The following is a 14,641-nucleotide window of genomic DNA, read 5'->3' as shown; positions in this document are numbered from 1 at the left end:
GGTCCGGCTCCCGGGGAGATCGTGGCAGGGGAAGCGGTCCCTGGCGACAGGGCGCCGGGCCGTCCGGTTGATCACCGCCCCCGTCGTGGCCGACGCTGGGAGGGACGACACCGCGACCGGAGGGCCCTCCCGTGACGAGCATCCCGCAGCACACCCTCAACGACGGCACCACGATCCCCGCCCTGGGCCTGGGCACCTGGCCGATGGACGACGCCGAGGCGGAACGGGCGGTGACCTCGGCCCTCCACGCCGGGTACCGCCTGATCGACACGGCGGCCAACTACCGCAACGAGACCGGCGTGGGCCGGGCCGTGGCCGGCGCGGGCGTCCCGCGCGAGGAGATCGTCGTGACGACGAAGCTCCCCGGCCGCCACCACGGCTACGAGGAGACCCTCGCCTCCTTCGAGGAGTCCCGCGCCCGCCTCGGCCTGGAGTACGTCGACCTGTACCTGATCCACTGGCCGCTCCCCCGCGTCGACAGGTACGTCGACTCCTGGAAGGCCATGATCAAGCTCCGCGAGGACGGTCTGGTCCGCTCGATCGGCGTCTCCAACTTCACGCCCGCCCACATCGAACGCCTGGAGAAGGAGACCGGGGTGCTGCCCTCGGTCAACCAGATCGAGCTGCACCCGTTCTTCCCGCAGGAGGAACTGCGCGCCTACCACGCGGACAAGGGCGTGCTCACCGAGAGCTGGAGCCCGCTGGGCCGCGGTTCGCGGCTGCTGGACGACCTGGCGGTCGCGGCCGTCGCCGACGCGCACGGCGTCACCCCGGCGCAGGCGGTGCTGCGCTGGCACGTCCAGCTGGGCGCGCTGCCGGTGCCGAAGTCGTCCGGTCCCGAGCGGCAGCGCGCGAACCTCGACGTGTTCGGGTTCGAGCTGGACGAGGCGCAGATGCGGACCGTCTCCGACCGGGCGCACCGGCGGATCGGCGGGGACCCGGAGGTGCACGAGGAGTTCTGACCGGGTACCCGGGGTCAGCTCGTACGGAAGGCGGACGGACCGGAGGGAGCAACGCGGTGGACGGGGCGGACCGGCTGCGGGACTACCACGGCAAGCGGCACTTCGAGCGGACCGCGGAGCCGCGCGGCGGCGGGCGGGAGGCGCAGGACGCCCGGCCCCGGTTCGTCGTGCAGATCCACGACGCCCGCCGGATGCACTTCGACTTCCGGCTCCAGGTGGGCGACGTGCTCAAGTCGTGGTCGGTGCCGAAGGGACCGTCCGCCGACCCGCGGGACAAGCGGCTGGCCGTGCCGACGGAGGACCACCCGCTGGAGTACGAGGAGTTCGAGGGCGTCATCCCGCACGGCGAGTACGGCGGGGGCACGGTGATCGTCTGGGACCACGGCACGTACGAGCCGCTGAGCCACGACCGGCGGGGCCGCCCCGTCGACTTCGCCGCGTCGCTGGAGCGCGGCCACGCCACGTTCCGCCTGCACGGCGCGAAGCTGCGCGGCGAGTACGCCCTGACCCGCTTCCGGAGCGGGGACGACGGGGAGGAGGCGTGGCTGCTGGTGCGGGCCGCGAAGGGCGGCTCCGGCGGCCGGGGCGCGCCCGATCCCCGGCGGGCGCGTTCCGCCCGGACGGGCCGCACGCTCGCGCAGGTGGCTCAGGAGGACGGCTGAGTCCTCGGGGGCGGCGCGTCAGCGGCGCGGGAGGGCCTGCTCCGCCCAGATGGTCTTGCCGCCGTCGGCCTGCCGGCTCCCCCAGCGCTGGGTGAGCTGGGCGACCAGCAGCAGCCCCCTGCCGCCCTCGTCGAAGGCGTGCGCCCGGCGCAGATGGGGCGAGGTGGAACTGGAGTCGCTCACCTCGCAGATGAGGGTGCGGTCGCGGATCAGCCGCACCCCGATCGGGGGCTCCCCGTAGCGGATGGCGTTGGTGACCAGCTCGCTGACCACCAGCTCGGTGACGAAGGAGATGTCGTCCAGGCCCCAGGCGGACAGCAGGTCGAGCGCCCACTTCCGGACCGCGGCGACCTCCTCGGGGTCCTGTGCCACGTCCCGCGCGGCGACCTGCCCGGCGCCCAGGGCGCGGGTGCGGGCGAGCAGCAGCGCGACGTCGTCGGCGGGCTCCTCGGGCAGGACGTGCTTCAGCACGACGTCGCACAGGTCGTCCAGCGACTCCGCGGGCGCCGTCAGGGCGCGGCACAGCTCCTGGGTGGTGTGGTCGACGTCGCGGCTGCGGCCGTCGACGAGCCCGTCGGTGTAGAAGGCGACGACGCTGCCCTCCGGCAGTTCCAGCTCCGTCGCCTCGAAAGGCAGGCCGCCGACGCCCAGCGGCGGTCCCGCGTTCAGCGGCACCAGCCGGCAGGTGCCGTCGGGCAGCAGCAGGGCGGGCGGGGGGTGTCCGGCGGCGGCCACCGTCAGCATGCGGGAGACGGGGTCGTAGACGGCGTACAGGCAGGTGGCGCCGAGTTCCGGGACGTCGTCGCGCTCGTCGTCGGTGAGGTGGGTGACCAGGTCGTCGAGGTGGGTGAGCAGCTCCTCGGGCGGCAGGTCGACGTCCGCCAGGGTGCGCACGGCCGTGCAGAGCCGGCCCATCGTGGCCGTGGAGGGGATGCCGTGTCCGACGACGTCCCCCACGACCAGGGCGACCCGGGTTCCGGACAGCGGGATGACGTCGAACCAGTCGCCGCCGATGCCCGCGGCGGACGCGGTGGGCAGGTAGCGGTGGGCGACCTCGACGGCCGCCTGCCCGGGCCGCACCTTGGGCAGCAGGCTGTTCTGGAGGGTCATGGCGATGGCGCGTTCCCGGGCGAAGCGGCGGGCGTTGTCCACGCAGACGGCGGCCCGCCCGGCGATCTCCTCGGTCAGGACGGCGTCGTCGTCCTCGAACTCCTCGGGGCGGAGATTGCGCAGGGCGATCGCGACGCCGAGCGTGGTGCCGCGGGCGAGCAGCGGTACGGCGAGTTCCGCGTGGGGGCGGGAGGCCCGTGCCGCCTCCGTGCGGAGGGACCGCGGCTCGCGCTCGGCCTTCCAGCGGTCGAAGTCCGGCTCGCCCGCCCGTGCGAGCACGGCTCTGCGCTCGCGCAGAGCCCGCGCGGGCGGCGAGTAGGGCGGGTAGACGTCGGTACGGCCGCGTTGGACGATCGTGGCGGGCGCGTCCGGGCCCGCGGAGGCGTGCGCCACGCGGCGCATGACGACGTCGGGACGGTCGTCCCGCGGGGGCGCCTCCGCGTCGAGCACCCAGTCGAGCAGGTCGACGGCGGCGAAGTCCGCGAAGTCCGGCACCAGCAGCGCCACGAACTCCTCGGCGGTCCGGACGACGTCGAGGGTGGTGCCCAGGGCGGTCGTGGCCTGGTCGATCAGGGCCAGCCGGCGCCGGGCGCGGTGCTGCTCGGTGCTGTCCAGGCCGGCCAGCGCGGTGCCGATCACCCGGCCGGTGGTGTCGCGCAGCGGCCACATCTCCACGCCCCAGGCCTGCTGGTCCGGGGCGGCGCCGGCCTGGCTGTAGGTCCCGTCGCGCATCGGACGGCCGGTACCGGCGACCCTGCGCATGTTCCGGTCGATGGAGCGGGTGCCCTCGCTCCGGCCCGCGGCGTCGAGGAAGGTCCGGCCGAGCAGGGTCTCCTCGGACCCGCCCATCGCCTCGCAGGCGGCGGCGTTGAGCCGCACGAAGCGGTGCTCGGTGTCGAAGACGGAGATGGGCAGGGACGACTGCTCGAAGACACGGCCGGCCAGCGACGTCTCCCGCGCGCCGGCGGGCGCGGCGGTGATCACGTACCCGGTGGTCTCGTCCCCTGGCCCGTCGAGGGGGGACACCGCGATCCGTAGCGTCAGCGCGTGCCCGTCGCGGTGACGCGCCGTGACGGCTCCCGCGGGCAGGGGCGCACCGCCGGGCGGGGTCTCGCCGCTGCCTGGCTCCTCGGCCAGCACGTCCCGCACGGGACGGCCCACGGCCTCGTCGGCGGAGAACCCGGTCAGCCGCCGGGCTCCCTCGCTCCACCCCGTCACGACGCCGCGGGCATCGACAACAAGAGCGGCGGAGGCGTCGTCCATTGGTCCAGGATCGACCCGCGGCCGTCACCTCTCAACCGCGGCGGGTGCTTCCGGTGCCGGGCCGCCTCAGGCGCGGTGTGCGCGCAGGGCGGCGAGCGCCTTGTCCGCGTGGGCGTTCATGCGCAGCTCGCTGCGCACGACCTCCAGCACGGTCCGGTCCTGGCCGATGACGAAGGTGGCCCGCTTGGTGGGCGCCACGGAGATGCCCCGCTTCACGCCGAACATCTCGCGGATCGCTCCGTCGGCGTCGGAAAGGAGCGGCATGCCGAGGGTGTGCCGTCCGGCGAACTCGGCCTGGCGCTCCACCGGGTCCCCGCTGACGCCGACCGGGCGGGCGCCCGCCTCCGCGAACTCGGCGGCGAGGTCGCGGAAGTGGCAGGCCTGCGCGGTGCAGCCGGGGCTCAGGGCGGCGGGGTAGAAGAACAGCACCACCGGGCCGTCGTCGAGCAGCTCGGACAGCCGGCGGACGGTGCCGGTCTCGTCGGGCGCGGCGAAGTCCTCGACCGTGTCGCCCTTCTCGAGGCGCGCGCTCATGCCGTCCCCTCCGCGTTCTTGGCGACGCCGCGCGCCCACAGCACCAGCGGCACCTGAAGCGGCAGCCGGCCGAAGGCGGCGGCGCGCAGCGGGGCGGGGCGGTGGCGCCAGTCGACGGCCATCTTCACGTTGGCGGGGAACACGCCGACGAAGAACGCCGCCGCGGCCAGGGCGGCGGCCTTGCGGGTACGGGGCAGGGCCACCCCGGCGGCCAGCGCCAGCTCGGCGGCGCCGCTGGCGTACGTCCAGGTGCGGGGTGAGCCGGGCAGGGAGCGCGGGACGATGTGGTCGAACTGGCGGGGCGCGGCGAAGTGCGCGGTGCCGGCGGCGGCCAGCAGGCCGGCGAGCAGCAGGGGTGAGCGTGCGGAGCGTGACACGGTTCCTCCTCCGGTGACTGCCGCGCACGTTACCGGACGGTAGGACAGCGGCCGCGCGGGAGGGCCGGGGGTCAGTCCGCCGGGGACCCGGCGTCCGTCTCGGCCGCGTGGGCGAGGAAGTCGTCGACCATGCGGTGGAACAGCGTGGCCAGCTCGCGCAGGTCCTCCTCGGACCAGTGGGCGAGGGCGGCCTGCATGCCGCGCACCCCGGTCTCGCGGATCCGGGCGATCGCCTCGCGGCCGGCGTCGGTGAGTTCGATGCGCTGGGCGCGGCGGTCGTCCGGGTCGGGCACACGGACGACGTGACCGGACCTTTCCAGGTGCTGCACCGTGCGCGTGACGTGCGAGGCCTCCACCCCGAGCCGCGCCGCCAGCTCCCCCGGCCGCATCGGCTCCTCGTCGGCCATCTTCCGCAGCAGCGCCGCCGCTGCCCGGTCCAGCGGCACGCCCGCCGCGGCCATCAGCCGCTCGTGCTGCCGGGCGCGCGAGCTGAGGTAGGTGATGCGGTACAGCGCGCGCTCGATCTCGACCACCTCCGGGGAGGCGGAGGCGTCGGAAGGCGGGGGTGTGGACATGGGCGCACTGTACCATCTCATTGCGTAACTCAATCAAATGAGCGGTGAGGAACGGAATTCTCCCTTCACCCCCCGCACGCGCCACCCCCGGCCGCGCTCCGCCCGCCCCCCGGCCGCCGTTCGGGCGAAACACCGAGGCCGGACGCGTGGGGCCGGGCGGCGGCGTCCACACCTCACCCGTGACCCTCCCGCTGATCCCGCCCATGCTCGCCACGCCCGGCCGGCTGCCGCCTCCCTCGGCGGACGCGCGCTGGGCGTACGAGACCAAGCAGGACGGGCAGCGGGCGGTGGTCTACCTCCCGGGCGACGGGACCGTCGTGCTGCGCGCGCGGTCCGGCCAGGAGATCACCGGCGCGTATCCCGAGCTGCGCCCGCTCGCGACCGCGCTCGGGTCCCGTCCCGCCGTGCTGGACGGCGAGGTCCTCGCCCTCGACGCGGAGGGCCGGGCCAGCTTCCAGCTGCTCCAGTCGCGGATGGGGCTGGCCCATTCCCCCGCCCGCGCGGCCCGCCGGGCGGAGACCGTGCCGGTGCATCTGATCCTGTTCGACGTGATGCACCTGGACGGCCGCTCACTGCTCCGTGAGCCGTACGTCCGCCGCCGTGAGGAGCTGCTGGACCTCGGGCTCGACGGGCCGTTCTGGTCCACCCCGGCCGCGATCGTGGGCCATGGCGCTCAGGCGCTGCGGGCCACCGTCGAGCACAGCCTGGAGGGGCTGGTGTGCAAGAGGCTGGACTCGGTGTACGAGCCGGGGGTCCGCTCCCGCGCCTGGATCAAGATCCGCAACATGCGCAGCGAGGACGTGCTGGTCGGCGGCTGGCTGCCGGGCAAGGGCCGGCTGACCGGGCTGCCGGGCGCCGTCCTGGTCGGGCAGCGGGCGGGGGACCGGCTGCGCTACGTGGGCGGCGTGGGCACCGGCTGGAGCGAGGCCGAACGCACCGAGCTGGCCGCGCTGCTGAAGGCCGCGGCGACCGACGTCTGCCCCTTCGACCCGCCGCCCTCCGTCCCGGGCGCCCGCTGGGTGGTGCCCCGGCTGGTCGGCGAGGTGCGCTACAGCACCCGCACCCGGGAGGGCATGCTGCGCCAGCCGTCCTGGCTGCGGCTCCGGCCGGACCTCGCGCCCGAGGACGCGGCGGCCGACCTCCCCGACGACCTGGCGTGACCCGAGGGCGGCCCGGTACCGCCAGGTCCACCCTTCCCCGTTGCCACCCGCCCCCCTCTTGGCATGGGCACGTCCGACCGGGATGCTGTGAACTCCCCAGCCCCCCACAGCCGTTGGGCTGCGCCTGTCCCGAGGAGGACGCAGTGTCGCCGAGCACGTCCCGTACGCACGCCAGGAGATGGCTGACCGGCCTGGCCGGAGCGGCCGCCCTGGTCGTCGCCTTCCCCGCCACGGCCTTCGCCGCTCCCCCGCCCGCGCTCCCCGCGAACGCCGACGCCCTGGAGAGCACCTACCAGCCGGCCTACGACTACGACACCGACGGCTGCTACTCCTCCGCGGCGATCGGACCGGACGGCACCGTCAACCCCGGGCTGAACCCCACCGGCGCCCTCAACGGCAACTGCCGTGACGCCTCAGACCTGGACAACACCAACGGCTACGCGCGCGCCAAGTGCAACAACGGCTGGTGCGCCGTGGTCTACGCGCTCTACTTCGAGAAGGACCAGGCCCTCCCCGGCGTCAGCCTCGGCGGCCACCGCCACGACTGGGAGCACGTCGTGGTGTGGGTGCAGAACGACACCGTGCAGTACGTGGCGACGTCCAACCACGGCTCGTTCACGGTCCACCCCCGCTCGTCCGTCCGCTTCGAGGGCACGCACCCGAAGATCGTCTATCACAAGGACGGCATCAGCACCCACTGCTTCCGCCTGGCCGGCACGGGCGACGAACCGCCGGAGAACCACAAGGGAGCCTGGCAGTACCCGCCGCTGGTCGGCTGGAACGGCTATCCGCCAGGGCTGCGCGAGAAGCTCGTCGCCCACGACTTCGGCAGCGCCCACTTCGGCCTGAAGGACGGCAGCTTCGCCTCACACCTCGCCAAGGCCAAGCCGTCCGGCATCCCCTTCGACCCGAACGGATGAGAGGCATGGGCGAGTTGACGCCTGGGATTCGACGCCGTGTCCCGGGCGCCGAGGGGCGACGGGGGTCTATCGTGACGCCATGGCCGTCCCGGAACTGATCCGTATCGTCTCCCGCGACTCGCCCATGGCGCTCGCCCAGGTGGAGCGCGTCCGCGCCGAGCTGACCGCGGCCCACCCCGGGGTGCGCACCGAGGTCGTCCCGGTGCGCACGACCGGGGACATGTGGCTGGGCGACCTGTCACAGGTGGAGGGCAAGGGCGCGTTCACCAAGGAGGTGGACGCCGCGCTGCTGGCCGGCGAGGCCGACCTCGCGGTGCACTGCGTGAAGGACGTGCCCGCCGACCGGCCGCTCCCTGCGGGCACGGTGTTCGCGGCGTTCCTGGAGCGGGACGACGTCCGCGACGCGCTGGTCCACCCGGACGGTCTCACCCTGGACGAGCTGCCGCCCGGCACGCGGATCGGCACGTCGTCGGTGCGCCGGGTCGCCCAGCTCGCCGCCACCCATCCGCAGTTGCGGTGCGTGCCGCTGCGCGGGAACGCCAACCGGCGGCTGGCGAAGCTGGCGGAGGGCGAGGTGGACGCGCTGCTGCTCGCGGCGGCCGGTCTGGAGCGGATCGGCCGGGCCGACGTGATCAGCGAGGTGCTGTCGCCCGACGTGATGCTGCCGCCGGTCGGCGCGGGCGTCCTGGCCCTTCAGTGCCGGGAGGGCGACACGGGTCTGATCGAGGCGGCCGCCGTCCTCAACCATCCCGACACGCACCGCGAGACGACCGCCGAGCGGATGCTGCTGCACGTCCTCCAGGGGCACTGCAACAGCCCGATCGCCGGACTCGCCCGCGTGGACCGCAGCGGCGAACTGTCCTTGCGCGCCTGCGTGTTCACCCCGGACGGCAAGACCCGGCTGAACGCCCACGAGTGGGCGGGGCGACTGGACCCGGCGACGCTCGGCACGTCGGTCGCCGTGGCGCTGCTGCGTCAGGGCGCCCGCGAGGTCATCGACGGCATCCCGCACTGAACCTCCCGGCGCGGGCGGATCAGGCGGTGCCCTCCTCCGCCTGCTCCTGGAGGAACAGGCTCACCTGCTGGGCGAGGCTCTCGCGGGCCGCCCCGGCCGTCGCCCCCGCGGAGGGTTCGAGCACGCCGACGCCGCCCGTCCACAGCCGGCGTCCGGCCCACTCCTCGTCGGCGCGCACCTGCACCTGGACGTCGACCTGCGCCAGGGACGCCTCGGGCGCCGCCGCGTAGAGCACGGCGGTGGCCCGGCGCAGCGGAAAGACGTCGAATCCCTCGATGAATTGCGAGTTGCGCCAGTCGATGAATGCGCTCTCGCCGTCGGGGCCGGTGCGCACGTCGATCTGACCGTCCTCGAGATGAATGCACACAGGGCGCTCGCCCCGGTTTTCCACGGTCACCCGGACCCGGAAGTACGACAGCCCTTCGGCGGCGTCGTCACGCCCGCGCGGCGGGTCGCCCGCTTCCAGACGATGGACGCGGACCCGCAGACCGGCATGCTCGTCGTACTCCTGCCAGTCCCCGACCACGTTCGGCTCGTACACAGTGCACCTCTCGACTTCTGTCCGCTGCTTCCTATCTGTGGTCTCAGCGCACTGTCAAATGAGCGGAATGCGCCGTGGTCAGGCAGTTCGCCCGATCTGATCGCCGATCAAGCGCTGCCCAGGAAAAATCGCCCGACCGGACCACCGGGCGCGCCGACGAGGCGTGCCGTACATCACGTCCGGCGCGGCGGTCACCCCGCACCGGCGGCGCCCGGCCCCCTTCCCCGCCGTAACGGCCCCGCCCGCGCGCCCCGGCCTGCCGCTTTTCACACCCTGAATTCCCCCGGTTCCACAGCGTGCGTATTTCCAGAATTCAACGGACCGCGATCCCGCACCGTTTTCCCGCAGCCGTTTTGAAATCGCGGCGGACCGGGAAAGGAATTCTCAGTGCTTCGGACAGGAGGCACGTCCGTGTTCTGTCCATCCGGCACCCGCTCAGGGAGGTGCGCGCGTGATGCGTACCGTCGGTCCCAGGAAGCCCCACTCCCATGACGACGCCCCCGAGACGGCGCGTGACTTCGAGCGTCTGGCCGGTCTGCCCGACGGGCCGGAGCGCCGGAGACTGCGCGACGACCTGGTCACGGCGTGGCTGCCGATGGCCGAGCGCATCGCCGTCCGGTTCCGGGGCCGCGGAGAAGCCCTGGAGGACCTGTACCAGGTGGCGGCCCTGGGTCTGGTGAAGGCCGTCGACCACTACGACCCGGCGCGCGGCAACGCCTTCGAGGCGTACGCGGTACCGACCGTCACCGGCGAGATCAAACGCCACTTCCGCGACCACATGTGGACGTTGCACGTGCCGCGCCGGGTGCAGGACCTGCGCAACCGGGTGCGCACCGCGGCGAAGGAGCTGTCGCAGACCACGCCCGGGCGGCCTCCCACGGTCGCCGAGATCGCCGCGCACGCCCGGCTGACGGAGGACGAGGTGCGCACCGGCATGGAGGCCCTGGAGTGCTTCTCCGCGCTCTCGCTGGAGGCGGAGATGCCGGGCACCGACGGGTACGCACTCGGCGACTCGATCGGCGGCCCGGACCCGGCGTACGACGCCGTCGTGGACCGGGTGGCGGTACGGCCGTGCCTGGAGGCGCTCCCGGAGCGCGAGCGCCTCATCCTCTATCTGCGCTTCTTCAAGGGGATGACGCAGAGCGGCATCGCCGACCAGCTGGGCATCTCGCAGATGCACGTCTCCCGCCTGCTGAGCAGCTGCTTCGCGCAGGTGCGCGAGGAGCTGGCGTCGGCCGACGCCGGCTGAGGGCTCAGGACTCCGGGGGGACGTCCGGGAGGCGGGTGGGTCCGAGACGGTCGAGGGTCTCCTCGAGGACCGTGCGGACCTCGGCGGGCAGCGCGCCCGTGCGGCCCCAGACGAGGATCATGTCGGCGATGCTGCGGAGCTTGATGTTGGTCCGCTGGGACACCTCCTTCAGCACCGCCCAGCCCTGGTCGGGCGAGACCCGCCCGAGCGCGACGATCATGCCGATGGCCTGGTCCACCACCGCGTGCGAGACGACCGCGTCCTTCAGCTGCTGGACCTCTTCCTCCAGCTGCAGGATCCGGTCCGCGCCCCCGTCCGTGGGCATGGTCACCTCCGGTTCCGGTGTGCCGCTCCCGCGGCGCCTTCGCCAAGTGCTTGAGTGCCTTCACCCGGTGTCCGATCCCTCCATGGTCGCCACACGGACCACCCCGTGCCACCGGGGTGGCCCACGGGTGGCCGGGGTCACCGTTTCGGGGCCGCCGCCGGGGTACTCGGCAGGCGCCCGGGCCGGTGCCCCGCGGACACTGGTGCCAGCCGGGTGGCTGCCGGGCCGACGAAGATCAGGACACGACCGCTATGAACCACGACATGACCTCCTCCGCCGGCTCGACGGGCGTCGTCTCGACGCACGCCGTCTACGGGGCGCCCTGCTGGGTGAGTCTGACCAGCCGTGATCTGCAGAGCACCGAGGACTTCTACAGCGCCGTGCTCGGCTGGGAGTGGCGCCCCATGCGGCTGGGCGACCAGTTCCGCGTCGCCCTGGCGGACGGCCGGCCGGTGGCGGGGATCGCCGCAGTGGCCGGCATGTGGCAGATGGCGGTGGCGTGGACGCCGTACTTCGCGGTGCGCAGCGCCGACGAGGCGGCCGCGCGGGTGCAGGAGCGCGGCGGGACCGCGGCGGTGGGCCCGATCTCGCTGCCGCCGGGCCGTGCCGCGCTGCTCGCCGACCGGGACGGGGCGACGTTCGGGGTGTGGGAGGGCGAGCTGTTCAGCGACTGGCCCACGTGGCGCCGGGCGCAGCTGGCGTTCATCCGGCTGCACACCCGGGACGCCTTCGACGCGGCGATCTTCTACGGCGAGGTCTTCGACTGGGCGTCCGGCCGGCCCGGCGGCTGCGAGGTGCACTACGAGGGCGAGGAAGTGGTGCTGCGCAGCGAGGGCGACGTGGTGGCGCGCATCGAGTCGGGTGCGCTGGGATCGGCGCCCGATCCGCGGATCCGGCCGCACTGGCAGGTCCACTTCACCGTGCCGGACGTGGCCGCCTGCGCCCGCGCCGCCGAGGAACACGGGGGCAGCGTGCTGTCCCTGGGCCCCGAGGAGGCGGTGCTGAGCGACAACGAGGGCGCCCGTTTCACGGTCACCTCGCGCCGCGAGCACTGAGCCCTCCGCGGGGCCGCCCGGTCACCGTGAGGTGCGGGACGGACGGGACAGCAGCACCAGGCTGCGGGCGTCCACGGTCAGCCGGGTGCCCGCCTTGCGCTCCGCCTCGTCGGGGGTGCCGTCCGGGTCGGCGGTGTCGATCAGGGCCGTCCACCGTTCGCCGTAGGAGGCGTCCGGCAGCCGGAAGCCGACCGGCTCCCAGTGGCTGTTGAGCAGCAGCAGGAACGAGTCGTCGACGACGGGCCGGCCGCGCGGGTCCGGTTCGGCGATGGCGTCGCCGTTGAGGAACACTCCGACCGAGTGGGCGTCGGAGCGCAGCCAGTCGTCGTCGGTCATCTCCCGCGCGTCCGGCGCCAGCCACACCAGGTCGGGCAGCGGCTGGTCCGCGTTCCGCGGGGTCTCGCCCCGGAAGAACCGGCGCCGGCGCAGCACCGGGTGTTCCCGGCGCAGCGCGATCAGCCGGCGCGTGAAGTCCACCAGCCCGCGCTGCTCGTCGCCGAGACGCCAGTCGATCCAGCTGATCTCGTTGTCCTGGCAGTAGGCGTTGTTGTTGCCGCGCTGGGTGCGGCCCAGTTCGTCGCCGTGCGAGAGCATCGGGATGCCCTGCGACAGCAGCAGCGTGGCCAGGAAGTTGCGCTGCTGGCGGGCGCGCAGTTCCCGCACGGCCGGGTCGCGGGTCGGGCCCTCCGCGCCGCAGTTCCAGGAGCGGTTGTCGTTCTCGCCGTCCTGGTTGTCCTCGCCGTTGGCCTCGTTGTGCTTGTCGTTGTAGGAGACCAGGTCGCGCAGGGTGAAACCGTCGTGCGCGGTGACGAAGTTGACGCTGGCGCGCGGCCGGCGCCGGTGGTGGGCGTACAGGTCGGAGGAGCCGGTCAGCCGGGAGGCGAACTCGCCGAGGGTGTGGTCCTCGCCGCGCCAGAAGTCCCGTACGGCGTCACGGTACTTGCCGTTCCACTCGGACCACAGGGGCGGGAAGTTGCCGACCTGGTAGCCGCCTTCGCCGACGTCCCAGGGTTCCGCGATGAGTTTGACGCGGCTGATCACCGGGTCCTGCTGGATCAGGTCGAAGAACGCCGACAGCCGGTCCACCTCGTGGAACTGCCGTGCCAGCGTGGCCGCGAGGTCGAAGCGGAAGCCGTCGACGTGCATCTCGGTGACCCAGTAGCGCAGCGAGTCCATGATGAGCTGCAGCACGTAGGGGTGGCGCATCAGCAGGCTGTTGCCGGTGCCGGTGGTGTCGTAGTAGTGCCGCCAGTCGCCGTCCACCAGGCGGTAGTACGAGGAGTTGTCGATGCCCCGGAAGGAGAGGGTGGGGCCCTTCTCGTTGCCCTCGGCGGTGTGGTTGTAGACGACGTCGAGGATCACCTCGAGCCCGGCCGCGTGGAGCGCCTTCACCATCTCCTTGAACTCCGTGACCTGCCCTCCGCGGGTGCCGTGGGCGGCGTAGGCGTTGTGCGGGGCGAAGAAGCCGATGGTGTTGTAGCCCCAGTAGTTGGCGAGGCCCCGGCCCTGGAGCACGCCGTCCTGGACGAACTGGTGCACCGGCATCAGCTCCACCGCGGTGACGCCGAGCGAGGTGAGGTGCTCGATCACCGAGGGGTGCGCCAGTCCGGCGTAGGTGCCGCGCAGTTCGGGCGGGATGTCGGGGTGGGTGCGGGTCAGCCCCTTGACATGGGCCTCGTAGATCACGGTGTCGGAGTACGGGCGGCCGGGCCGGGTGTCGTCGCCCCAGTCGAAGGCGGGGTCGGTCACCACGCCGAGCATGGTGTGGCCCGCGCTGTCCGCCGGGTCGGGCCCGTGCGGGTTCCGCTCGTACAGCGAGGGGTGGTTGTCGATCTGGCCGTCGACGGCGGTGGCGTAGGGGTCGAGGAGCAGCTTCGCCGGGTTGCAGCGGTGGCCGGCCGAGGGGGCCCAGGGGCCGTGCACCCGGTAGCCGTAGCGCCGGCCGGGGCCGACGCCCGGCAGGTAGCCGTGCCACACGAAGCCGTCGACCTCGGTGAGCGGCACGGTGCGGTGCCGGCCGTCGTCGTCCACCAGGACCAGGTCGACACGTTCCGCGACCTCGCTGAACAGCGCGAAGTTGGTGCCCTCGCCGTCGTAGGACGCGCCCAGCGGGTAGGGGCGCCCGCTCCAGGCGGGCGCCCCTTTCCGGTTGTCCCGCCGGGTCACCGGACCTCCTCCAGGAGGCCGCCGGGCGTTCGGACGCGGGCGGTGGCCGTGGAGACGCTCACCTCGCGGGGCAGGTCCAGGCCCTCGCTCTCGCGCGGGTCGGGCGTGGTGGGGACGAGGGGCACGCGTTCCCCGGCGCGGGCGCGCTGCGAGAACCAGATGACCTTGCTGCCGGTCTCGGTGGCGCAGCAGCCCCATCCGTCGCTGCTGGCGGCGAGGTGCTCGAGGCAGCCGCGCAGCTCCTGGTCGGGGCGCAGGGCGCGGTCGTTGTCCGCGATGGCCGTGATGAGGTGCTGCCCGTTCCACCACATCTCGATGGAGGTGTTCTTGTCGGTGGCGTGCTCGTCGATGGCGCGGAGCAGCATCTCGGTGCCGCCGCAGACGGGCTCCATGAGGTTCTCCAGGTCCCAGAACCGGAGGTGAGCGGCCAGTATCCGGCTGACCTGTCCCACCCTCTCCGGGCTGACTTCCACGTCGAGGTGGTAGTAGCAGGGCACTGCGGTCTTCATCGTCGTGGCTCCTCACCGCGAAGCTTGCGCTCCTCCCGTCCGGCGGACGGGCCCCCGCACACGGAACGTGAGCGGGTGTCGCTTCTGAGTCACCTTCAGACTGAGGGGGTTGGTCCATTCGTGCAACACGAGCGCACGGATGAGACGGATGGGACCGCATTCGAGCGGACCGGAACCGCCTGACCTGCGACGCTCACCGTGAACCGTTGGTTGAAATT

At 73.3% G+C, this 14,641-nt stretch carries 15 protein-coding genes; 7 read left to right on the top strand and 8 right to left on the bottom strand.

The window, feature by feature from the left end:
* Positions 1-131: 131 nt before the first annotated feature.
* Positions 132-962 carry an aldo/keto reductase gene (locus ELQ39_RS30120; protein ID WP_242595038.1) on the top strand — a complete coding sequence of 277 codons (831 nt, stop codon included), beginning with the start codon at positions 132-134 and terminating at the stop codon, positions 960-962.
* Positions 963-1,018: 56 nt separating this feature from the next.
* Positions 1,019-1,624: a DNA polymerase ligase N-terminal domain-containing protein gene (locus ELQ39_RS30115; RefSeq protein WP_242595036.1), complete on the top strand. Its 606-nt coding sequence runs from the start codon at positions 1,019-1,021 to the stop codon at positions 1,622-1,624.
* An 18-nt stretch (positions 1,625-1,642) separates the two neighbouring features.
* On the opposite strand, the gene ELQ39_RS30110 is transcribed toward ELQ39_RS30115, so the two are convergent.
* From ELQ39_RS30110 to ELQ39_RS30095, 4 genes are all read right to left on the bottom strand, one after another.
* Positions 1,643-3,997, bottom strand: a complete 2,355-nt coding sequence (locus ELQ39_RS30110; protein ID WP_242595035.1) for an ATP-binding SpoIIE family protein phosphatase — start codon at positions 3,995-3,997, stop codon at positions 1,643-1,645.
* A 66-nt stretch (positions 3,998-4,063) separates the two neighbouring features.
* Positions 4,064-4,531 carry a peroxiredoxin gene (locus ELQ39_RS30105; RefSeq protein ID WP_190003132.1) on the bottom strand — a complete coding sequence of 156 codons (468 nt, stop codon included), beginning with the start codon at positions 4,529-4,531 and terminating at the stop codon, positions 4,064-4,066.
* Complete coding sequence (locus ELQ39_RS30100; protein ID WP_190003131.1) at positions 4,528-4,908, bottom strand: MauE/DoxX family redox-associated membrane protein; 381 nt, start codon at positions 4,906-4,908, stop codon at positions 4,528-4,530. Before ELQ39_RS30100 ends, ELQ39_RS30105 begins: the two co-directional genes overlap by 4 nt.
* 71 nt (positions 4,909-4,979) lie before the next feature.
* Positions 4,980-5,483, bottom strand: a complete 504-nt coding sequence (locus ELQ39_RS30095; RefSeq protein WP_225628458.1) for a MarR family winged helix-turn-helix transcriptional regulator — start codon at positions 5,481-5,483, stop codon at positions 4,980-4,982.
* A gap of 179 nt (positions 5,484-5,662) precedes the next feature.
* Between ELQ39_RS30095 and ELQ39_RS30090 the strand changes: the two genes are divergently transcribed.
* The 3 genes from ELQ39_RS30090 (at position 5,663) to hemC (ending at position 8,578) form a co-directional block, all read left to right on the top strand.
* Positions 5,663-6,643, top strand: coding sequence for an ATP-dependent DNA ligase (locus ELQ39_RS30090; protein ID WP_242595034.1), 981 nt, complete (start codon positions 5,663-5,665; stop codon positions 6,641-6,643).
* Positions 6,644-6,786: 143 nt separating this feature from the next.
* Entirely contained in the window at positions 6,787-7,563 is a 777-nt protein-coding gene (locus tag ELQ39_RS30085; protein ID WP_225628461.1) for an NPP1 family protein, read from the top strand.
* A gap of 79 nt (positions 7,564-7,642) precedes the next feature.
* Complete coding sequence (gene hemC, locus ELQ39_RS30080) at positions 7,643-8,578, top strand: hydroxymethylbilane synthase (RefSeq protein ID WP_225628462.1); 936 nt, start codon at positions 7,643-7,645, stop codon at positions 8,576-8,578.
* A 19-nt stretch (positions 8,579-8,597) separates the two neighbouring features.
* Here hemC and ELQ39_RS30075 read toward each other — a convergent pair whose 3' ends face one another.
* Positions 8,598-9,119, bottom strand: coding sequence for a hypothetical protein (locus tag ELQ39_RS30075; protein ID WP_225628463.1), 522 nt, complete (start codon positions 9,117-9,119; stop codon positions 8,598-8,600).
* 454 nt (positions 9,120-9,573) lie between these two features.
* Here ELQ39_RS30075 and ELQ39_RS30070 point away from each other — a divergent pair, with 454 nt between their 5' ends.
* The gene (locus ELQ39_RS30070; RefSeq protein ID WP_190003125.1) at positions 9,574-10,368 is read left to right on the top strand and encodes a SigB/SigF/SigG family RNA polymerase sigma factor; all 795 of its coding nucleotides are present in this window, start codon (positions 9,574-9,576) and stop codon (positions 10,366-10,368) included.
* 4 nt (positions 10,369-10,372) lie between these two features.
* Here the strand turns inward: ELQ39_RS30070 and ELQ39_RS30065 are convergent, their stop codons facing one another.
* Complete coding sequence (locus ELQ39_RS30065; RefSeq protein WP_228755840.1) at positions 10,373-10,693, bottom strand: ANTAR domain-containing protein; 321 nt, start codon at positions 10,691-10,693, stop codon at positions 10,373-10,375.
* 251 nt (positions 10,694-10,944) lie between these two features.
* Between ELQ39_RS30065 and ELQ39_RS30060 the strand changes: the two genes are divergently transcribed.
* The gene (locus ELQ39_RS30060; RefSeq protein WP_190003123.1) at positions 10,945-11,748 is read left to right on the top strand and encodes a VOC family protein; all 804 of its coding nucleotides are present in this window, start codon (positions 10,945-10,947) and stop codon (positions 11,746-11,748) included.
* 21 nt (positions 11,749-11,769) lie between these two features.
* Here ELQ39_RS30060 and glgX read toward each other — a convergent pair whose 3' ends face one another.
* On the bottom strand, positions 11,770-13,914 hold the full coding sequence (gene glgX, locus ELQ39_RS30055; protein ID WP_242595033.1) for a glycogen debranching protein GlgX: 2,145 nt from the start codon (positions 13,912-13,914) through the stop codon (positions 11,770-11,772).
* The gene (locus tag ELQ39_RS30050) at positions 13,911-14,423 is read right to left on the bottom strand and encodes a pep a2 (RefSeq protein WP_190003121.1); all 513 of its coding nucleotides are present in this window, start codon (positions 14,421-14,423) and stop codon (positions 13,911-13,913) included. The genes glgX and ELQ39_RS30050 overlap by 4 nt, the downstream gene beginning before the upstream one ends.
* Positions 14,424-14,641 lie beyond the last annotated feature (218 nt).

The organism is Streptomyces sp. GB4-14 (assembly GCF_022696125.1).
GTDB classification, from domain to species: Bacteria; Actinomycetota; Actinomycetes; order Streptomycetales; family Streptomycetaceae; genus Streptomyces; species Streptomyces werraensis.
Note: the sequence above shows the minus strand (reverse complement) of the source record. Positions and strands in the feature narration are given on the sequence as shown.